The 19,554-nt window shown below is 58.2% G+C and carries 20 protein-coding genes and 4 pseudogenes; 19 read left to right on the top strand and 5 right to left on the bottom strand.

Annotation, left to right across the window (positions count from 1 at the left end):
* Positions 1-138 precede the first annotated feature (138 nt).
* Positions 139-558 (bottom strand): annotated as a pseudogene (gene yeiP, locus ACMX3H_RS03650) (elongation factor P-like protein YeiP); the annotation flags it as partial.
* Between the two features lie 28 nt (positions 559-586).
* Positions 587-1,835 (bottom strand): annotated as a pseudogene (locus tag ACMX3H_RS03645) (sugar efflux transporter).
* Positions 1,836-2,217: 382 nt separating this feature from the next.
* Between ACMX3H_RS03645 and ACMX3H_RS03640 the strand changes: the two are divergent.
* Positions 2,218-2,742 (top strand): annotated as a pseudogene (locus ACMX3H_RS03640) (PTS sugar transporter subunit IIA); the annotation flags it as partial.
* A gap of 278 nt (positions 2,743-3,020) precedes the next feature.
* Here the strand turns inward: ACMX3H_RS03640 and ACMX3H_RS03635 are convergent.
* Positions 3,021-3,296: a hypothetical protein gene (locus tag ACMX3H_RS03635; RefSeq protein ID WP_415209856.1), complete on the bottom strand. Its 276-nt coding sequence runs from the start codon at positions 3,294-3,296 to the stop codon at positions 3,021-3,023.
* Between ACMX3H_RS03635 and ACMX3H_RS03630 the strand changes: the two genes are divergently transcribed.
* The 18 genes and pseudogenes from ACMX3H_RS03630 (at position 3,280) to ACMX3H_RS03545 (ending at position 18,120) form a co-directional block, all read left to right on the top strand.
* Positions 3,280-3,561 carry a phage virion morphogenesis protein gene (locus ACMX3H_RS03630; RefSeq protein WP_415209855.1) on the top strand — a complete coding sequence of 94 codons (282 nt, stop codon included), beginning with the start codon at positions 3,280-3,282 and terminating at the stop codon, positions 3,559-3,561. The genes ACMX3H_RS03635 and ACMX3H_RS03630 overlap by 17 nt on opposite strands.
* 258 nt (positions 3,562-3,819) lie before the next feature.
* Positions 3,820-4,887: a phage protease gene (locus tag ACMX3H_RS03625; protein WP_415209854.1), complete on the top strand. Its 1,068-nt coding sequence runs from the start codon at positions 3,820-3,822 to the stop codon at positions 4,885-4,887.
* Entirely contained in the window at positions 4,770-5,426 is a 657-nt protein-coding gene (locus ACMX3H_RS03620) for a Mu-like prophage major head subunit gpT family protein (RefSeq protein ID WP_415209853.1), read from the top strand. The genes ACMX3H_RS03625 and ACMX3H_RS03620 overlap by 118 nt, the downstream gene beginning before the upstream one ends.
* 2 nt (positions 5,427-5,428) lie before the next feature.
* Positions 5,429-5,857 (top strand): gp436 family protein, encoded by a 429-nt coding sequence (locus ACMX3H_RS03615; RefSeq protein WP_415209852.1) that lies wholly within the window; start codon positions 5,429-5,431, stop codon positions 5,855-5,857.
* Positions 5,857-6,504, top strand: coding sequence for a DUF1834 family protein (locus ACMX3H_RS03610; protein ID WP_415209851.1), 648 nt, complete (start codon positions 5,857-5,859; stop codon positions 6,502-6,504). Before ACMX3H_RS03615 ends, ACMX3H_RS03610 begins: the two co-directional genes overlap by 1 nt.
* 51 nt (positions 6,505-6,555) lie before the next feature.
* A complete protein-coding gene (locus tag ACMX3H_RS03605; RefSeq protein ID WP_415209850.1) occupies positions 6,556-7,995 on the top strand; it encodes a phage tail sheath subtilisin-like domain-containing protein in 1,440 nt (479 codons plus the stop codon).
* Positions 7,996-8,006: 11 nt separating this feature from the next.
* Complete coding sequence (locus ACMX3H_RS03600) at positions 8,007-8,375, top strand: phage tail protein (protein ID WP_415209849.1); 369 nt, start codon at positions 8,007-8,009, stop codon at positions 8,373-8,375.
* Positions 8,376-8,378: 3 nt separating this feature from the next.
* The gene (locus ACMX3H_RS03595) at positions 8,379-8,759 is read left to right on the top strand and encodes a phage tail assembly protein (RefSeq protein ID WP_415209848.1); all 381 of its coding nucleotides are present in this window, start codon (positions 8,379-8,381) and stop codon (positions 8,757-8,759) included.
* 116 nt (positions 8,760-8,875) lie between these two features.
* Positions 8,876-10,885: a phage tail tape measure protein gene (locus tag ACMX3H_RS03590; RefSeq protein WP_415209847.1), complete on the top strand. Its 2,010-nt coding sequence runs from the start codon at positions 8,876-8,878 to the stop codon at positions 10,883-10,885.
* Positions 10,885-12,174 (top strand): annotated as a pseudogene (locus ACMX3H_RS03585) (DNA circularization protein). Before ACMX3H_RS03590 ends, ACMX3H_RS03585 begins: the two are co-directional and overlap by 1 nt.
* Positions 12,175-12,200: 26 nt before the next feature.
* Positions 12,201-13,232 (top strand): phage baseplate assembly protein, encoded by a 1,032-nt coding sequence (locus ACMX3H_RS03580; protein WP_415209846.1) that lies wholly within the window; start codon positions 12,201-12,203, stop codon positions 13,230-13,232.
* A 91-nt stretch (positions 13,233-13,323) separates the two neighbouring features.
* Positions 13,324-13,986, top strand: a complete 663-nt coding sequence (locus tag ACMX3H_RS03575; RefSeq protein WP_415209845.1) for a phage baseplate assembly protein V — start codon at positions 13,324-13,326, stop codon at positions 13,984-13,986.
* A 90-nt stretch (positions 13,987-14,076) separates the two neighbouring features.
* Positions 14,077-14,427 carry a phage GP46 family protein gene (locus ACMX3H_RS03570; RefSeq protein WP_415209844.1) on the top strand — a complete coding sequence of 117 codons (351 nt, stop codon included), beginning with the start codon at positions 14,077-14,079 and terminating at the stop codon, positions 14,425-14,427.
* Between the two features lie 13 nt (positions 14,428-14,440).
* Positions 14,441-15,511, top strand: a complete 1,071-nt coding sequence (locus ACMX3H_RS03565; protein ID WP_415209843.1) for a baseplate J/gp47 family protein — start codon at positions 14,441-14,443, stop codon at positions 15,509-15,511.
* Entirely contained in the window at positions 15,508-15,981 is a 474-nt protein-coding gene (locus ACMX3H_RS03560) for a YmfQ family protein (protein WP_415209842.1), read from the top strand. The genes ACMX3H_RS03565 and ACMX3H_RS03560 overlap by 4 nt, the downstream gene beginning before the upstream one ends.
* 91 nt (positions 15,982-16,072) lie before the next feature.
* Positions 16,073-16,777 (top strand): hypothetical protein, encoded by a 705-nt coding sequence (locus ACMX3H_RS03555; protein WP_415209841.1) that lies wholly within the window; start codon positions 16,073-16,075, stop codon positions 16,775-16,777.
* The gene (locus ACMX3H_RS03550; protein ID WP_415209840.1) at positions 16,774-17,304 is read left to right on the top strand and encodes a tail fiber domain-containing protein; all 531 of its coding nucleotides are present in this window, start codon (positions 16,774-16,776) and stop codon (positions 17,302-17,304) included. The genes ACMX3H_RS03555 and ACMX3H_RS03550 overlap by 4 nt, the downstream gene beginning before the upstream one ends.
* Positions 17,305-18,120 carry a phage baseplate protein gene (locus ACMX3H_RS03545; RefSeq protein ID WP_415209839.1) on the top strand — a complete coding sequence of 272 codons (816 nt, stop codon included), beginning with the start codon at positions 17,305-17,307 and terminating at the stop codon, positions 18,118-18,120. It abuts the gene before it with no gap.
* A 32-nt stretch (positions 18,121-18,152) separates the two neighbouring features.
* Here the strand turns inward: ACMX3H_RS03545 and ACMX3H_RS03540 are convergent, their stop codons facing one another.
* The gene (locus ACMX3H_RS03540) at positions 18,153-18,521 is read right to left on the bottom strand and encodes an SGNH hydrolase domain-containing protein (RefSeq protein ID WP_415209838.1); all 369 of its coding nucleotides are present in this window, start codon (positions 18,519-18,521) and stop codon (positions 18,153-18,155) included.
* Between the two features lie 222 nt (positions 18,522-18,743).
* The gene (locus ACMX3H_RS03535; RefSeq protein ID WP_415209837.1) at positions 18,744-19,115 is read right to left on the bottom strand and encodes an SGNH hydrolase domain-containing protein; all 372 of its coding nucleotides are present in this window, start codon (positions 19,113-19,115) and stop codon (positions 18,744-18,746) included.
* Positions 19,116-19,554 lie beyond the last annotated feature (439 nt).

Genomic DNA, 19,554 nt, shown 5'->3' with positions numbered 1-19,554 from the left:
CCAGTCAGGGTGTTTCTTTAGCCTGTGTTAAAAAAGTGACATGAGTACAGTAGTTAGTATCAAATAAGTTGCTTTTGTGTTTTTTTTGAGCGTATCAAAAATTTTGCCTTTCAGTATCAAATGATTTGCCGCGCAATAGGTATCGACGATATCCAGATCCACGGTCTGCGGCAGTTCCAGCGCCAGCACCGCGTTATCCATGGTCAGCACTTGCATGCCGGGAATTCCGCCCTCAGGGATAAACAGCAACTCATCTTCAATCTGATCTTTTTTGAAGATGTAGGGGGTGTAATCCTCGTCGTCCATAAAGATATATTCGTCGCCATCCACATAGGAAAACGTCACCGAGCGCCGTGTCAAGGTGATGGTATCAAGGATGTCATCGCCTTTAAAACGCTCTTCAACCTTCAAACCGGTACGGACATCGGCGAAACGCATTTTATATAGCGTACTGGCGCCGCGCGCGCTGGGGCTTTGGATGTCGATATCTTTAACCAGCAATAATTTACCATTGTAATTTATCGCCATACCGCGCTTTATTTCATTAGCTCTAGCCATTAACAAGGACCTGTAGTGTATGTCGTGATCATGGCGACAGCTTACCGTCGGCGCCGGGCAGAGGGGGATGCAGTGTGTCGCAGGGCTGCGGCGAATCTACATCACGAATGCGCCACATGCAATATCTGGCACCGGCAATCATCATCAGCGACAGCGAAAAGACGCTGTGAAATTGTCCGATTTCCGATACCAGACCCGCCAGCGATCCGGCGATAATCCAGCACACCCGCCCGCTGTTGGTAAACAAGGTGGCGGCGGCACCGGCCTGACCGGGCATCAAATCCTGAAAATAGATCATGCCGATGCCGGCCAGGATACCGATAAAGAGAGCATTCAGTCACTGCAGCATCAGTAGCGCCGTAGGATCGCGCATTGTTAGCATGCCCAGGTAAAACAGCGCCCCGGCCACCACCGCCAGGCGCATCAAACGCCGTTTCCCCCCAGCGCCGGCTCAGCCAACCGGCCAGCAGCATGGTGGGGATTTCCAGACCGGCGGCGGTGCCCATCATCACCCCGGCGGTTTTCTCCGGCAAATGCAGTTCGTGAAGGATATACAGCGGCATATTGATAAGATACATGCAATTGCAGGTCCACATTAACGTACAAGCGCCAAACAGCCGTAGCGTATCCTGCCGATTGCGGCGCGGCGCCTCCAGCACTTCACGGGCCTGCCGCTGCGTTTTTCGCATAGAAGGCAACATCAGCCAGACCAGGGCGCAGCAGAGCAAGAATGTCACGCCGGCCATCAGATACATCGTTTTGAAGTCGAACCCCATCACCAGCGCGAATGCCAGCGGCGGACCGATGACCCAGGCCAGCGAGACCTGCGCGCGCAGCACCGAACTGAATATGACCGCTTCACGGCCGGTATTATCCGCATGTTCGCGTGCCAGGGCGAAAAGCTGCGGGTTGGCGGTTGAGCCAAAACTGATCAGGAGCACGCACAGGCCCAGCAGCAGATAATAATTGCGATCGTAAGCGAACAGCACGCAACCCAGCGCGCCCAGCAGGCAGCAATTAAAAATCAGGATTTTGCGATCGCCATGCTTGTCGGAATGGGCGGCGAGGAACTGGCTGACGAGAATACCGATTACGGCGCTGCCGGTATAAAACAGGCCAACCATAAACGGACGGGCCTCGACTTCCTGCGATAAAAATACGCTAAGCGTGGGGAGCTGGAGCGCACCGGCAATACCGGTAAGAAAGGCTATCGCCAGAAAGGCAGCAGAGGTCATATCCGGCCTGTGCCGCGCCAGGGCGACAGGGGTAGGTATCATGAATAGCGTTCGGGTAAAGGACGGGGACGGGCGCATCATACGCCGATAGCGGCAAAACAAAATAGCGCGCCGGAAAAAATACCCCGGGAAAACGTCGCGGTGGCCGAAGAGACGCGGCGGGAAAGAAAGTGGGAGGCGTTTTTCTCCTTCAGCGCAGCTTCAGCCGGTGCGTAAAATATCGGGCCGCCGTCGGGAAAAATGTGCTGGATATCAAAGATTCATCATGAAATAGAAGCGATCCCTTGCATTAAGCACCAACTGGCTTCACACTATTTGAAACGTTTCAGCGTGGCTTTTCGATGGACAAACCAGAAGTTACGCGTTTTTTAACTCTATTAGATGAAACGATTCAACTTCAGCCATTCAACAGGTGAGGAGAACTATGTTCGAGCTGTCAGTAAATGACATCCATCTCGGCGCCAAGGCCGAGAATAAAGAGCAGGCCATTCGTCAGGCCGTGGACGCGCTGACGCAGGCGGGCTGCGTCAGCGATGGCTATCTGGCGGGCATGTTGGAGCGGGAAACCCAAACGTCTATCTTTCTAGGAAACGGTATCGCCATTCCCCACGGCACCACGGCGACCCGCCATCTGGTACAAAATACCGGTGTGCAGGTCTTCCAGTATCCGCAGGGGATTGACTGGGGCGAAGGGCAGGCGGCCTATGTGGTCATCGATATTGCCGCGCGTTCCGACGAGCATCTTGCTTTGCTGCGGCAGTTGACCCATGTGCTAAGCGATGAGTCCCTGGCGGCGCGTCTGACGGAAACCGACTCGGCCGAGGAATTGCGCAGCGTACTCATGGGCGAGCAGCCGCCCGCGGCGTTTTTGTTTGACAGCTCAACCTTACTATTGGATATCGCGGCCGGCGATCTGATGACGCTGAAAGCGCTTAACGCCGGTTTGCTTGTAAGCGCCCCGTGGAGGACGTCTTGAATTATTGGTGGTTTGTTGTATGGCCCGGTAAGAATATGTTCCACTACGATGCCTAGTGAACCCGCATCCTATAAGGGACGGCTGTCAGATCATGGATAATCCGGCGATAATAGTGTCCACTTAAATTTTAATGGACATTATCACAAACTTCAGAACCACTAATTTCATATCACTCAAACCGGGATGGAAATAAAAGTTATTAAAATCAATACAATGTGAAAATGCAATGAACATAAGCGTGTAACGTAGGTTTACTGTCTCATACAACAAACCCACCAATAATTCAAGACGTCCTCCACGGGGCGCTTACGATAGATGTGACGATCACCGTGCCCGATACCCTGCGTCAAGCCCTGGAACGGCTGGCGTAGTCCCTGAGCCACCGTCAGCCGTTGATGCGCGCCCTCAGTGAAGAACTGTATGACGCGGTGATGGAGAATTTCGAGCAGGAAGGCCACCCGCGCTGGCTGCCCATTGCGCGCGCCGGTAAAATCCTGCAGCAGTCGGGGCGTGCTGGCCGCCTCCATTGACAGCGACGCCGATAACGACCAGGCCGTGGTCGGAACCAATGTGGTGTACACGCGTATTCACCAGCAGGGAGGCACCACCCGGCCCCATGTTATTCGCCCCCGCTATAAAAAGGCGCTGGCCTTTAACGGTCGGGTGGTAAAAAACGTCAATCACCCCGGCTCGACGATACCGGCGCGGCCCTTTCTCAGTCTGACCGACGAGGATTATCAGGCCCTGGCGCACACCGTCAATGATTACCTCCAGCGTGCGCTGGACGAGTGACGCTCTGAAAAGGCCGTAGCGCGTTTTTTGATAGCCAGGCAGACGATGTGCGGTTGAAACAGCGTTAAGCGATTCTGTGGCGATTTAAACGGGTTTTAATCGGGGTATTGCCGCCAGCGTCAGCGGTGTAGTCTGACGGCAGCCCGTTATTGCGATGTTTTCCCCTCACCATTACTCTCTACACCCCCGTCACGACGAGATCCCCGATGCTCACGTTAGGCTGTTTCCCATGAATACACTTTCTGGGACCGCCACCGCGTGAAAAACACCGTCCGCCTTGCCGCACTGACCGTGGCGCTGGAGAGCGCCAGCACCCGTGTCCAGCTGTTTCCGGCCGGCACCTTTCGCTCGCAGGATACACGTCCCACCGACGTGGCGCACTGGCGGCTGGAGGCCCCCCAGGCCCAGCGGTTAATTGACGCCGCCCAGGCCCGTCAGACGCCGTACTGCTTTGACTATGAGCACCAGGCTATCCATGCCCGGGAGAACGACCAGCCGGCCCCGGCAGCCGGCTGGTATTCGCAGCTGGAATGGGTCGAGAGCCAGGGGCTGTTTGCAGTGGATGTCGAATGGACCGAGCGCGCCCGCACACTGATTGCCGCCGGGGAGTACCGCTTTGTCTCCCCGCTGTTTCAGTACGACAGGCAGGGCAATGTGACCTGCCTGGTGAATGCCGCGCTGACCAACGTGCCGGCGCTTGACGGTATGGCGGCGCTGCTGGCGGCGGCGTCACAACAACTCACGGGAGAAAATAACGTGGATGAACTGTTAGAACAACTGCGCTGGATGCTGAATCTGCCGCTGTCGGCCACGCCAGACGAGGTGACGGTTGAGCTGAAAAAACTCATTGATCGCCTGTCGGGCGGACAAGGTACAGCGGCGGCCCGCGTCAATCTGCTGTCGCTGCTCAGCGAGCAGGATAACCAGATTACCGCGCTGTCACAGCAGACCACCACGCCCCCTGATCCGGCTGCCTATGCCCCGGTCAGCGTGGTCAATGAGCTGCGCGAGCAGGTGGCGGCACTCGGTCGTCAGCTGAGCGGCAACGAAGTCACTACCCTGCTGACGGCGGCCCTCAGTGATGGCCGCGTGCTCAAGGGGGCAGATGAGGACTGGGCGCGGCGCGTCCATCGCCCCTGGGCGCACTGGATGCGCCGGCGCTGGCGGCGTCAACCTACACCCTGGTCAATGATGACTATGAGGCCACGGTGGAAGTGGATCGCAACGATATCCAGAATGACCAGCTGGGTGTTTACCAGCCCCAGGCGCAGGATGCGGGCTTTGCCGCCAAACAGTGGCCGGACGAGATGGTGTTTGAGCTGCTGAATAAAGGCTTTAGCAAAAAAGGCTATGACGGCCAGCCGTTTTTCAGTGACAAGCACACGATAGGCAAGACCACCTATTCCAACAAAGGCAAGCAGGTGCTGTCGGCGGCGTCGCTGGCGCAGGCGCAGGCGTCCTACGGCGAAGCGCGCAAGCAACTGCGCCAGATGAATGACGAAGAGGGGCGGCCGCTGAATATCATGCCCAACCTGCTGGTCGTGCCGCCGGCGCTGGACGATGTGGCGCGTACCCTTATCACCGCCGAACGTCTCGATGACGGCAAGGCCAATATCTACAAGGGCACTGCCGAGGTGCTGGTCGTGCCCTGGCTGACCTCGGACAGCGCCTGGTTCCTGATGGATACCAGCCGCCCGTTAAAGCCGCTGATTTTCCAGCAGCGCCAGGCCCCGCTGTTTGTCGCCATGACCGATATCAACAGCCCGGACGTGTTTATGCGCAAGCAGTTCAAGTTTGGCGCAGAGGCGCGCGGCCAGGCCGGGTTTGGCTTCTGGCAGATGGCCTACGGCTCGACGGGTAAATAAGCGTGTACGCCAGCCTTGAGGACATGGTGTTGCGCTTTGGAGAGCGGGAAGTGCGCACCCTGACCGACCGCGACAACACCGGCGAGATTGATGCTGCCGTGCTGGCCGGCGGGTTGCAGGCCGCCAGTGATGAGATTAATGGCTATATCGGCGGGCGCTATACCCTGCCGCTGCCGGGGGTGCCCTCCAACCTGCGCGGCATTGCCTGTGATATCGCCCGCTACCGCCTCACCGGCACCGAACGGGTCTGCACCGATGAAATCCGTGACCGCTACCGCGACGCCATCCGCTATCTGGAAAACGTCGCCAATGGGCGGGTTACGCTGGCCACCACCCAGAACGGTGGCACGCTGCAGGGCAATGCCGGGGCGGCGTTCTTTTCCGGTCGCCGCATCTGGGGCCGCAACCAGACCGGCGGAGGGGGATTTTAATGATAAGCGAAATTGAAAACGCCATGATGGCGCGGCTTAAAGACGGGCTGGGTCGCATGGTGTGTAGCGTCGGCAGCTATGGTGGCGAGCTGGAGGATGTGGGGGCTATCGCCCGCGTGCTGCCCGCCTGCTGGGTGACCTTTTTCGGCGTGCAGCAGACCCGCCCGGTCAGTACCCATAAACACCGTTTTTATACCACCGGGCGTTTCTCGGTGCTGCTGGCGGCCTATTCGGTGCGTGAGGAAGCCGCCCAGCGCAAGGGCGGCCCGGCCCGCGATGAAGTGGGCTGCAATCGACTGATTCGGGCCGTGCGGCGCTTGATGAGCCGGCAGGATATGGGGCTGCCTGTCGAGCCCCTGCTGCCGGGCCGGGTGCGCTCGCTGCTTAGCACCCGCCTGAACAGTGATGCCCTGGCGGCCTATTCTTGCGAGTTCGACACGGTCTGGGTTGAAGAGGCGCTGGATAATGGCCGCTGGCCCGCGCCGGAAGGCGACAATGATCCTGACCGGCTGTTTGCGGACTATCAGGGGCGACTGGATACGCCGTGGCCGATGCATGAGCGCACCGGGCTGGCCTATCACCTTGATGACCCGTCAACGGCTGTCGCGCAGGATCTGGTGACCACCAGGGCAAAAGATCCTGATTGACGTGATGGCCCGTCAAGGGCTGCGCGATAAACCATCTATCAAGGGGGACGCATGAGCATTGATGCCGTGATACCGACGCCAACCTATAAACCCGGCTATTACTTCGGGTTTAACACCACCCTGGCGTCACGGGCGCTGGCCACTAACGACCAGAAGCTGGTGATATTGGCCCAGCGCACCACCACGCCGGACACCGATACGCTGACGCCGGTAAACGTGTTCAGCGATGAGGCCGCCGCCAGCCTGTTTGGGCGTGGCTCCCAGGCGCACCGCATGGCGCGGGCCGCCATCCGCGCCAATGACACCCTGCAGCTGGCGGTGGTGGGGATACCGGACAGCGAGGCCGGCGTGGCGGCCAGCGGTACGCTGGTACTGAAGGGCAGCGCCAGCGGCACCGGGCAGGGGCGCCTTGGCGTCTGCGGCGAAACCGTCGCCATTGCTGTCGCCAGTGGCGATAGCGCCGGGGCGCTGATGGTGAGCCTGGTCGAGGCCATCAACACCCTGGACGCGCTACCGGTAACGGCGGCGATGGCGGATATTCCGGCTCCGTCATCCGGCGGTAAAAGCCCCGGTAATCAGCTGGTGCTGACTGCGCGCAATAAAGGGGCCTGTGGTAACCAGATTGGCGTGGCCGTCACACTCAGCGCACCGGGTATCACCGCTGCGCTGACGCCGATGCGCGGCGGCGAGGGCGACCCCGCACTGGATGCGGCGCTGGCGGYGATTTTCAGCGCCGGGCATACCCTGGTGATGTCGCCGTACGCCAGCAAAACCGCGCTCACCACCCTTGCCGCCKGGCTGGACAAGGTGTCCGGGCCGCTGGAGCAGCGCGGCGCACTGGGGGTGGTCGGCTGGAATGGCACGCTGGCAGGGGGCACCGCGCTCACGACAGACGTCAACGCGGYGCGTCTCACGATGGGCTGGTACCCCGGCTCAATGCTGCCGGGCGGCGAGCTGGCAGCGATATATGCCGCCATCATCGCCAGCGAGTCTGACCCGGCGCGCCCGCTCAACACCCTGGCGTTACCCGGTGCGGATATCACGCCGCAGGACAAATGGCCGGGGCGCAGCGAGCAGGAAAACGCGCTGGCCAACGGCCTGACGCCTTTTGAGGTGAACGGCAGTCAGGTGCAGATTGTGCGGGCAGTCAGTACCTATGTGAAAAACAGCATGGGCGTGACCGACCGTTCGTTGATGGATATCACTATCCTGCGCTCGCTGGACTATGTGCGCCTGGCCTGCCGTGCCCGTATCACCCAGCGCTTCCCGCGCGAAAAACTCAACGATATCCGCCTGCTGCGTATCCGCTCCGAGCTGCTCGATGTGCTCTACGCCCTGGAGCAGCTGGAAATCGTTGAAAATGTGGACGAACACAAGGACCAGCTGAAGGTCACACGCAGTCGGCAGGACGACAGCCGCGCCGATGCCAGCATCCCGGCGGCGGYGGTGCGCGGTCTGCATGTGTTTGCCGCCACCATTTATCTTTTGTAAAGGGGGCCTGTATGGCACTGGAATACACCGGCGCGGTGGTGCTGGAGGTCAACAGCACCGAGGTTGAGGTGACTGAGTTTAGTCCGCGCGAGAACACCGGCAAGCAGCTGGTCAAGACCATGAATTCCACCTGGCGCGCCAAGGGCTACACCCAGGGGATTGCCACCTGGGAGCTGTCCATTACCGCCGTGGTACCGGTCGACAAGACCCTGCACTGGGAAAAAATCTYGGGCGCAAAACTGACGCAATACCCCCTCACCGGCGGCAAGCGCATCACCTATCAGGGTGTGTTTGTTACCGAGGTGGGTGAACAGTATACCGTTGACAATGAGGCCCGTATCACCATTAGCGCCTTTGCACTGAACAAGGTTGAGGAGTAAYCSATGRCATTTACCCATAGCACCACCCTGCCGGTGGGCATTTACCACGACGGCGTACTGCACCGTGAGGTGACGGTCCGCCTGGCCACCGTGGGCGATGAAATCGCCGTTATCGAGGCCGGTATTCCCGAATCCGACACCGCGRTGGGTATTCTGGCCCGCTGCCTGACCCAACTGGGCACCTTGGCACCGGAAGAGATCACCTATCCGCTTCTGTGCGACACCCTGGTGCCGGAAGATTATACCGCGCTGCATACCGCCCAGCTTGAGGCGAAAAAAAAGCTCAGCGCGCTGAAGCCCGACTGCGCGACTACCGTTTTGCCCTTGTCCGACTCGGACAGTACGGCATCAGCGCCGCCCGCGCCCGCCGCCTTGACGCTGTAGCGCTGGGCGGGCTGCTCGACGCTATCGGGCGTCTGGAAAACCCCAAGGGCTGGCGGAAAAACAGGACCATCAAAAGCCTGCGCCGCCGGCCTCCCTCAGCCAAACGGACGTAACCCATGGCCCGTGAATTTGATACCCAGCTACGTTTTGGCGTCAAGGACAGCGCGACGCCGGGCATTCGCCGTCTGTCGGCGGAATTTCGCCGCCTGAGCCAGGCGCGGGAAACCCTGGGGCTACGCGGCGAGCGTCACCTGCAGCGGGAAATCCAGCGTACCCAGGCGGCCTATCAGCGCCTGGCGCGCAGCGGCACCCTGTCGGCCAGCGAGCAGGTGCGCGCCTATGACAAGATGCAGACCAGCATTGCCCGGCTGCGTCAGGAAATGGCCGGGGCCGAACGCCAGCAACGCAGCTGGCTTAAGGGGGCGCTGTCCCTTGGCTCCGGGCTGGTTGCCGGGGCGATGACGCTGCGCCAGCCCATTACCCGCCAGATGGACTACGATGCGCACCTGCGCAAGCTGGCCAATTTTGCCTACCGCAATGATAACGCGAGTGTGCGCGAGGCGGGCCTTAAGGTCATTGACCAGCACATTCGCGCCGCCACGCGCGCCGGCGGCGGCACCCCCGGCCCGGCCATGGACGCGCTGGAAATCATGCTGCGCTCCCTGCCGAAGGAAAAAGCCTTTTCCTATCTGCCGGAGGTGATGAAAAACGCCACGGCCACCGGGGCGGAGCCCAAAGAGATGGCGCTGCTGCAAAATGCGGCGGTCAATTTTAATCTCAGCGAACGCGACAGCCGCATCGCCCTGAGCGGGGCCACCACAGCGGCGCAACACGGTCTGGTGGACGTTCCGCTGCTGGCCTCGGCGGTGCCGCGCGCGCTCGAGGCCGCCAAGTCGGCCGGCTTCCATGGACGACGGGGCTATGCCCAGACCCTGGCGCTGTTTGAAGCCGCCGGCTCGGTTGCCGGCGAGCCCGGTGAGGCGGCCACCAACGCCAATAGCCTGCTGGCCGAGCTGTCCTCCACCAACCTGAAGAACAACGCGAAAAATCTGCTTATCCGGGGCAAGGGCGTCGATATCCAGGCGCTGATGACCCAGGATGTGAAAGCCGGCCTGGCGTCGCTCGATACGTTGTATCGGGTGATACAACTGGCGGACAGGCACGATCCGCAAACGAAAAAACTGCGCGCTGAGCTGGCCAACACGCGCGATCCGGAAAAACGCGCCAACCTGGAAGCGGCGATTGAAGGGCGTCACGGTGCCCATGTCTCGACCCTGCTGACTAATCAGGAATCGCGCAATGGGTTTTATGGCTATGAGCGCAGCCGGACGATGTTCCGACAGCTGACCGATGAGGTGGTCAAACAGTTTGATACACCTGCAGGCCAGCTATCAGGCGATCTGGACTTTGGCCTGGTGAGTAAAGGCAGCCAGTTTCGCGTTCAGCAGGCGGAAAATGAAAAACTCTATACGACCAATGATGCGGTCGCRCCACTGTCCAGTGTGCTGGGCGACGTGGCCGAGAGCGGCGCCAGGCTGGCCCAGGAATTCCCTGGTCTCACCACAGCAGCGACCCAGGCGTCGCTGGCCATTACCGCGCTGGGGGCGGCAGCGGCCGTCAAGACCGGCGCTGATATATTGCTGGGGAAAGGTGCGGGTGCGACGGGCATCGGTACAGTTTTGAAAAAATCCGGAGGCAAAGTCATCTCAGCCGGTAAAAGCCTGGTGAGCGGAGGTCTATTGGGCACACAGGTCGGCAAAAAAGTCCTTTCTGCTGGAAAAGGGGTTCTAACTGAGGGGYTACTGAGCGCACGTGGAGCGGCTTTGATAAATCCTGTGACAGCCGGAATGATGGCTATGACACCGGCAAATACCGTGGGACAGGCTGCTGAAATGGCTGAGTTGGCGCGCCTGAAGCGGGCTAACCTACAAAAACAGGATGCGCTGGCCGCACAGGCTGAAATTCGCCGCTTTATGATCCCTGACGTCCAGAATAACAGGAGCAGCGCGACAGCGATTAAAGAAACGCCTTCCCTTCCAGATATCAATGTCAGCGTCACGCTGGACGGGCGCGAGATTGCCACCGCTGTGGAGACGCGGCTGGCGCGTGACGGGAGACGACACTGATGGCGGATACGCTTTATCAACTGGCCGGGCAGCTGGGTGTCGATATGCTGCTGCCGGCGTCATTTCGGGGTATCGCCTTCGATTGCCTCTACACCCGCGAGGTGCTGGCCCGCGATACGGTGGTGTATGAATACCCCTGGCGCGACGGGGCGGAGGTGGAAGACCACGGGCTGAAAGCACTGAACCTGCGCCTGTCGGCGCTGTTCTGGGGCAATGGCTACCAGGCGCGCCTCAAGGCGTTTCTGGCGGCGCTAAAAGCCCCCGGCCCTGGTGAACTGGTCCACCCGGTGTATGGCTCGCTGCCACGCGTGCAGCTGCTGGAGGCGGGCGTCGAGCACGAGGTAGAGCCGCTTAACGCGGTGACTGTTGAACTGGTGTTTGTCGAGGCCAGCACCGAACAGGCCCTGTTTGCGCCGGTCAGTACCACCCCACGCACCGGCGGCCTKTTGGACAGCGTGACCGCCGGGCTGTCGGACGCATTGGCAGCCATCCGGCGCGGCAATGAAGGCATCGCCCGCATCAGTAATCTGGTGGCATCAGCGGAGTATGTGGTGCAGGCACTGGCCGACGAGGTGCAGACTTCTGTGGGCAGCGTGATGAACTACCTGGATATGCCCACGGCGTTTGTCTCTGACCTGAAAGGGCTGCTGTCCGCTTTCAGTGACCGGTTGAATTTTAGCGAGGTGACGCGACTGTCGGACTGGCTGGCGGTGCGCAGTCAGGGCGAGCGGCTGGCCGRGTTTGCCGACCGGCGGATGACGGCGAACGCACCCAATAACCCGGACGGCGTTTTTGCCTCCACCCTGAACCGGGCCAGCATTATGCCGCAGGCCGACCGTGAGCTGATTAACCAGACCGTGCGCCTGGTGACGATAGCGGAGTGGGTTGACGTAGCAGCGGATATCTTTCAGGCGGAAGCGGCGACGCCGACGCTTTCCGGCAGCGATATTGAACGCCTGTGTGAAGAGGTGCGGTCGCTAATCGTGACCGCCATCGTGACCCAGCGCACCGTGATGGACACCCGGCAGCGCACGGCGCACCAGACCCGTGACGTCACACCCGACGCCCGCCACGACCGCCGCCTTATCACTGCGTTGCAGCAACTGGCCTACCAGTTGCAGAGCCAGGCCCGCACCCTGATAGTGCGCCGTCCGCCGCGAATATTGCGGCAGGTCACCCGGGCGTGCAATCTGCATCTGCTGGCCTTTGAATGGTACGGCGACGCCGCGCGCNGNNGCNNNCNNGNNCNNNGAACTGGCCCGATTAAATCCCACCCTGCGCAACCCTAACGCGCTGCAACCCGGAGACCGTCTGTATGCCTTCGCCCGTTAACCCTACCGAGCGCATCGCCCTGCAGATTGGCGGGGTAGCCCATGATGACTGGCTGGACATTGAARTGGACGCCGACCTGCTGACCCCGGCGGCGGGCTGGGCGTTCACCGTCGGACTGAGTCAGGCCCGCCTGCCGTCGGAGGTCAGGGTGGGCGCACGGGCCGAACTGCGCGCCGGTGACGCGCTTATCATGACCGGTCAGGTGGACGAACTGCGCCACGAGGTAGCGCGCGGGCAGCATACGCTGAGTGTCTATGGCCGCGATGCGGCCGCCGTACTGGTTGATTGCTCAGCCCCGCTGTTTAGTGCCCGGGACATGAGCCTGCAGGAGGTGGTCACCCAGATAGTGCGACCGTTGGGGGTCACCCACATTCGCCTGCAGGCCMCCTCGCCGCTGGCCGCCAAAAAGGTCAGCATTGACCCCGGCGATACCGCCTGGGACGCGCTACGCAAGGCAGCGGAAGCCAGCGGGCTGTGGCCCTGGGTGAGCGCTGACGGTACCCTGGTGGTGGGTGGCCCGGACTACAGCACCCCGCCGGTGGATACGCTGGTACTGCGGCGCGACGGTCAGGGCAATAACCTGCTGCGCCTGGCGGTGAGTGATAATATCAGCAGCCGCTACTCCGAGGTCACGGTGCTGGCCCAGGGGCACGGCAGCACACAGGCTGATGGCCGCCATGACCGCCGCAGCCAGGTGAAAGATACGAGCGTTCCGCTCTACCGCCCCCTGGTGGTTGTGGTGGGCGATACGGATAGCGATGAGGAGGTGCATTTTCGCGCGCGCAAGCTGATGGCGGACGCCAGGCTTAACGGCCTGCTTATCACCGCCGTGGTGCGCGGACTGCATACCGCCGAGGGACTGCTGTGGGCACCGGGCCAGCGGGTACGGATAAAGAGCGAGTCACACGGCCTTGACGGCATTTTTTACCTGATGCACCGACGCTTCAGAGGTGGACGTGGCCAGCCGCTGCAGACCCTGCTGACGCTGCTGACGCTGCGCGAGGATGGCGTCTGACTGCCGGATGCGTTGCCGGGAAGTAAAAAAGTGAGTAAGGTCAAGGGCCAAAAAGGCGCAAAAACGTTATGGCAAAGCTGGGAGCAGATAGATGGCTGACCTGATAGCACACATCGACCAGCGTATTCGTCGTGCCCTGGGTGGCCTGCGGCTGGCCTACCGCGCGGTATTGCGCTGCGTGACGCCCACCGGCGGTGTGCAGACCGCCCAGGTCTCGGGGCTGGCCGGGGAGAGTACGCCGGACGTGGAGCTGTTCCAGCACTACGGCCTGACTTCGGTGCCGCCGGCGGGCACCATGGCAGTGGTGTTACCGGTGGGTGGCTGTACCCGCCACAGTATCGTGATTGCCACCGAGCACAGCACCTACCGGTTGCAGGGGCTGGAAAGCGGCGAGGTGGCGCTGTATACCGATGAAGGGGCCAGTATTACCCTGAAACGGCACAAAATCATTGCCGTGGAATGCGACGATTATCAGGTCACCTGCAAGCGTTACCAGGTGAACGCCAAAGAGCGCGCCGGCTTTGAGACGCCGATGCTGTCAGCGTCACAGGCACTGACGGCCGAGGGGCCTATCAATGGTCACGGCGGTATGACCCTTAACGGCAACGACGGCGCGGTGGCGCGCTTTGCGGGGGATATTGAGCACCAGGGCGGCACCCTGCGCAGTGCCGAGGTGGAAATCAACGGCATTCGGCAAAGTGGCCACAGGCACCCGACACCGTCCGGGCTGTCCGACGGACCGGTTAACGGGTAAGATAGCGTCGCGGCTCGCGACGCACCCTACCATTTACCCCCTACACCCGCGTCACTCCTCTCCTACTCCATCCTGCCTTACCCTGACGCCATGGACGCACTGATTGACAGCCTGACAGGCGATTACACCGGCACCCGCACCACTGACCTGCATAACGCGGTCTACCTGCGCTTAATGACGCCGCTCGGGCAGTACTGGGCTGACCCGCAGCTGGGGTCACGCCTGCATGAGCTGGCGCGGGCCAAGGACTCGGCCACCACCCGGCGGCTGGCACAGCAATATGCCGAGCAGGCGCTGCAACCGCTGCTGGCCGATAACCGCGACCGTCGCATTGACGTCAGTGTCAGCCGTCCGGCACAGGGCGACCTGCGGCTGCATATCGATGTCGAGGCCGCCAACGACAATTTGCAGACCTTTAGCCACCCGGTAAAGGTCATTTAAACGGAATATCACCATGGCGCACAGCACCCCCACTCATACCGAGATTGCCGACACGCTCTTGCGCGATATCCGCAACCAGTTGCCGGACGCCGATACCGGCCCCGACAGTGACTATGCGGTGCGCGCAAACGCCATTGCCAGCGCACTGCAGGGGCTGTACCAGCACCAGTTGTGGATAGTGCGGCAAATGTTCCCGGACACCGCCGACCATGACTATCTGGTGATGCACGCCCGCACACGCAACCTGACGCCGAAAGCGGCGACGCCGGCCGGCGACGAAGTACGCCTGACCGGCAACCCTGGGGCAAACATTACCGGCCTGCTGCAATTGCGGCCTACCGGAAGCCGTCAGCGCTACCAGACCACCGCGCCGGGCACGATAGACGCAACCGGCAGTCTGACCTTGCCCGCCCGCGCACTCGACAGCGGTACCCAGGGCAATCTGGCGGACAACACGCCAGGAACGCTGCTGATGGCCCCCGCCGGTGTTGACAGCAAGGTGACACTCACCCGCATGGTCGGCGGCAGCGAGGCCGAATCCGACGCCGCATTGCTGGCACGTCTGCTGGAGGTGATACGCCGTCCGCCGGCGGGCGGCAATCAATATGATTACCATCGCTGGGCGGTGTCCCTGCCGGGCGTCACCGAAGCCTATGTCTACCCGCTGCGCCGGGGCTACGGCACGGTGGATGTGGTGATAGTCACCGATAACGACCTGCCATCGCCGGAGACGATTAAGGCGGTGCAGCGCTACATTGACGAGATGCGCCCGGTCACCGCGAAAGACTGCCTGGTGCTGGCCCCCGAGGTGGTGAAAGCCGATATCACGGCCCGGGTCAGCCTGAGCAACCTGCCGCTGGACGCGGCGCGCAAACAGATGACGACTGCGCTCACCGACTACTTTAACCGCCTGGCCCCCGGCGAGGTGGCGGTCAGAACCCAGCTGGGGGCGCTGATATCGGAAGTGGTCGGCGTGGTGGACTACCAGCTGCTTGCCCCCAGCGCCAATGTGGTGCCGGTGGTGAACAAACAGACCGTGCAGTGGATACGCGCAGGGACTATCACCGTGGAGACAATGCCATGAACGGCCGCGACTACGCACAGCTGCTCAGTGCCCTGCTGCCACCAAAAAGCTATGCGCTGACCGGTGAGCGCCTGACGGCTGAACTGCAGGCCGAGGGGCAGAGCCTGGCACAGCTGGAAATCCGCGCCGGTGAAGTGGCCGACGGTATCACCCCCTTCCTCGCCGTGGGGCTGCTGGCGGATTGGGAGCGGATGTTAAGTCTTTCCCCCGACAGCGGCATGACGCTACAGCAGCGTCGTCAGCAGGTGCTGGCGCGAATCAACGCCACCGGTGGTCTGAGCCGGACATACTTTATCCATCTCGCTAAATCGCTGGGCTACCGCATCACCATTGACGAGCCGGAGCCGTTCCACGCCTGCATTGGCCGGGCCGGCGAGCGTATCTGGGTGCCGGAGATTATCTGGCTATGGATAGTCAATATCGATGACGCGCAGGTGCCGGCAGCTCGGTGGCCGGGGAAAAGCTGCTGACCTTTGGCCAGAACCTGATTGAAGGCCTGTTTAAAGACCTGAAACCCGCGCACACGCAGGTGGTGTTTAACTACCGGGAAAAAACGCGCCCATGAAGGACATTATCGCGCCGATTGACAGCGATGACGGGCTGTTTCATGACGGCGCTCCGGCCGGCGACGTCAGGGGCACCGTGCTCTACGCCCTGTGGCTGAACGCCATGCAGGGGGCGGTCATCGATACCCAGACGGAGCAGAAAAATATTCTGGCGGCCGTCGGGATGCAGCCCAATCCGGCACAAAATAGCCAGCTGGCCGAGGCCATCCAAGGGCTGATTCAACAATCGCAGGAAGAGAAGAGCAACCAGAGCCTGCTTAAGAGAAAAAACGGTGCGGATATCCCGGATAAAGCGGCGTTCGTGGCCCATCTGGGGCTGAAAAATACCGCTGAACAGGCACAAAACGCGCTGGATAAACGTACCGGTGGCACGGTTAACGGCCGTCTGCAGATCACCCATTCGGTCAATGTCGGCGACAGCGATTCAGGGCTGATTGCCAATGGCAAAGGCAGCGTCGCGTTGTACGCCAACAATGTCAAAACCGGCGAATGGAATACAGAGCGCCTGCATTGGATACAGAATCTTGAAGTGGGTGGCAACGTTACCGCCAGTGGTGGGGCAACGTTTGGGAAAGCTGTCTCCCTATCCGGTGGTGGCCACCTCACAGATATTTTGCATTTTTATGGCAGGGGGCGAAGCGGCAACGAGACACGTTCAGGTGAATGCCGCTATTACCCTTATCCAGGCAATCTCCCATGAGCACCGAATTTTACGGTGCCGATGTGGTGGGCAGCCATTATGAACATCGCCTTATTATTAATCGCGGTGGCGGTAATATGAAGTGGTTCGTTTTTAAGGATGATGGCAGCGCTTACGCCGCGCAGGGTCACTGGCAAAATAACTCTGACCGGCGGATCAAAAGCGATATTGCGAAAATAGAACATGGCCTTGAAAAGGTCGAAACGCTGACGGGCTACACGTATGTCTTGGCCGAACATCGTCAGGCGGGTGTGATGGCTGATGAGCTGGAAAAGGTCCTGCCTGAGGCAGTGGGTAATTCGGGGGATTACCACGAGAGTGATGGCACCGTTGTCAAGAATGTAAAAGCCGTCGCCTACGGCAGTATCACCGCCTTGCTGATTGAGGCGATAAAAGACCTGTCCGCGAAAGTGAAAGCGCAGCAGGCAGACATTGACGCGCTGAAAACTTTACTGCGTTCAGCGCCGAACGTGGCGGGATCACCGGCACAGACTCAGAACATGAATAATGACGGGGAGACACCCTAAATGAAAGAGATTCTTTCGCCGGTCGAAACCGCCGATGGCCTGTTCCACGATGGCGACCCGTCTACCGGTGCCGAGGGGACGGTGGTGCACGCCAAATGGCTGAATGCCATGCAAGGGGCGATGATTGATACCCAGATGGAGCATAAGAATATTCTGGCTGAGGTAGGCATGAAGCCCGATGGTAGCCAGTCAACACAGCTACTGACGGCAATTAAGGCCATTGCCGCCGCCTCATTATCTCACGCAGTCAGCAGCGTTTATCCTGTGGGAGTAGTTATCTGGTTTGCCGAAAATAAAGATCCGAACACATTATTTCCGGGGACGAAATGGACCTATATCGGTGAAAATCGCACTATTCGGCTGGCTAAAAAAGACGGCAGTGATGTCATGACGACTGGCGGTTCTGACTCTGTAAAATTGACTGTTGACTATTTTCCTGCTCACAGCCATACGTTCTCAGCAAATACCAGTTCGTTTGATTATGGTACTAAAACGACAAGTACATTCGATTACGGTACAAAAAATACTACAACAAACGGTGCTCACTCTCATGTATATACAAGGCCGAAGATAAATCAGGAAAATTATTTAGGAACCGTACGGGTTGATGATGGAGGGCGTGGGGCTGAAAATGTAGGTACAAGTACTGAAGGGAATCATTCACATGCGGTAACAATTGGCGCACATTCCCATAGAGTGGGGATTGGTGCGCACACTCACTCAGTATCAGGATCTACAAAAAATACTGGTTCCGGCTCCGCATTTTCTGTAGCTAACCCATTTATCAAACTGATGGGCTGGTACCGCAGCGCGTAAAATAAACTGGCTCCTATGGAGCCAGTTTATCTTTACTTGAAAGGATTACTGAATTTTTTCAAATATTCCTCTCCAAAAATATAAGACGTATAGTCTGTGATATGCCCTACATCACGATAAATGGGTACGCCATCGATATCTGTTCGGCAAGTCTTACCTAAACACTGTATATCTTTGGGGTCGATAATGATCAATGAGGGATACTCATTTTTCATGGTCACGAAAAGTTGTGAAAACCATTCATTAACATCCCCTATCCACATGAAAGGATTGCAGGCATTATCAATGTAATTGGTTCTTAATTTTATGTGCTTGTAAAAACACGTCATGTAATTAGGAGGCATAGTATAGATAGTCTTGATAATGACGGGCTTAGCTCCTGATTTTGTAATTACATTCATTGCTTATCTCATTGCAACTTTAATTATTTCTCTAGATAAATAAGTGGAGCATTCATCACCAATGTTATTGATGACATTATCAATGGCATAATTCATCCATGCCTCACCAATAATCACAAAAGAAAATTTTTCCTTGCGGATTTTGTCGTAATAAAACTTAGTGTCATTGTGATATTTTTGATAGGTTCTATTTTTAAAATACCACCAGTCATATTGATAAATTCAGGACAATGTCAAACATGATGATGTTCCGTTTACAACAATAGATATTCCGGCATCTTTTGCTAGAACATCAACAAAATTCCAGAAATGATTAGAGTTAGAATCACCTATCAAAAAAGCTTTCTTATTAGAATTAGGTGATCCTATAATGCATTTTTTGTTTTCTTCCTCTGTATTATTATCTATACAAAGATTTCTATAGGGCGAAATGTGTTTTTTTTGTGTGGATTCTATTTTTAAGTATTCACTGCCAAAACGCTCTTTAAATCCGTTATAACGTTCATTTAATGGAGCCAATACCAAGAGCATAATTGCAGGAATTAACACTAAAATTAAAAATGATTTTTTTAAAGAATAGCATTTTTTCTGCATGGTTTTTCGATGAAAACATAAAAAAAGTAAGATAATAAGAAGGTTAGTATATAGCATGTTATTGTAAAGAAACGATTCTCAGCAAAATTTAAATAACGTCCTAACGCAAAAATTGGCCAGTGCCAAAGGTATAATGAGTAAGAAAGCTTTCCCAACATGACTAATGGTGGTAAAGAGAGTAGACCCAATACTATACTATTGGTTGGTATTCCCACCCATATCAGTAATGCAGTCGCTAGACAGACCATTAGCGCATGATCATCGGGATACCCGAGCACAATGTTTACTCTTGTAGCACAGTACATCAATGTAAGAAATGATGTAATCCCGACTAGGCAACCTATTGTTTTTCTAGGTTGATACTTTTCACATCCTAAAATTACCAGGCTACTGCCAATCAGAAATTCAAAGATACGTGATGTAAAAAAATAGTAACTTT

Source organism: Sodalis sp. (in: enterobacteria) (assembly GCF_047607725.1).
GTDB lineage: Bacteria > Pseudomonadota > Gammaproteobacteria > Enterobacterales > Enterobacteriaceae > JBLKSS01.
This window is presented reverse-complemented; position numbering and strand designations above follow the sequence as displayed.

Bases quoted from the DNA above. Each gene is read 5' to 3' on its own strand.
- ACMX3H_RS03635 (WP_415209856.1), bottom strand. From the start codon at position 3,296: ATGGAGGCGGCCAGCACGCCCCGACTGCTGCAGGATTTTACCGGCGCG.
- ACMX3H_RS03610 (WP_415209851.1), top strand. From the start codon at position 5,857: ATGATAAGCGAAATTGAAAACGCCATGATGGCGCGGCTTAAAGACGGG.
- ACMX3H_RS03575 (WP_415209845.1), top strand. From the start codon at position 13,324: ATGGCTGACCTGATAGCACACATCGACCAGCGTATTCGTCGTGCCCTG.
- ACMX3H_RS03570 (WP_415209844.1), top strand. From the start codon at position 14,077: ATGGACGCACTGATTGACAGCCTGACAGGCGATTACACCGGCACCCGC.
- ACMX3H_RS03565 (WP_415209843.1), top strand. From the start codon at position 14,441: ATGGCGCACAGCACCCCCACTCATACCGAGATTGCCGACACGCTCTTG.
- ACMX3H_RS03560 (WP_415209842.1), top strand. From the start codon at position 15,508: ATGAACGGCCGCGACTACGCACAGCTGCTCAGTGCCCTGCTGCCACCA.
- ACMX3H_RS03555 (WP_415209841.1), top strand. From the start codon at position 16,073: ATGAAGGACATTATCGCGCCGATTGACAGCGATGACGGGCTGTTTCAT.
- ACMX3H_RS03550 (WP_415209840.1), top strand. From the start codon at position 16,774: ATGAGCACCGAATTTTACGGTGCCGATGTGGTGGGCAGCCATTATGAA.
- ACMX3H_RS03545 (WP_415209839.1), top strand. From the start codon at position 17,305: ATGAAAGAGATTCTTTCGCCGGTCGAAACCGCCGATGGCCTGTTCCAC.
- ACMX3H_RS03540 (WP_415209838.1), bottom strand. From the start codon at position 18,521: ATGAATGTAATTACAAAATCAGGAGCTAAGCCCGTCATTATCAAGACT.
- ACMX3H_RS03535 (WP_415209837.1), bottom strand. From the start codon at position 19,115: ATGCAGAAAAAATGCTATTCTTTAAAAAAATCATTTTTAATTTTAGTG.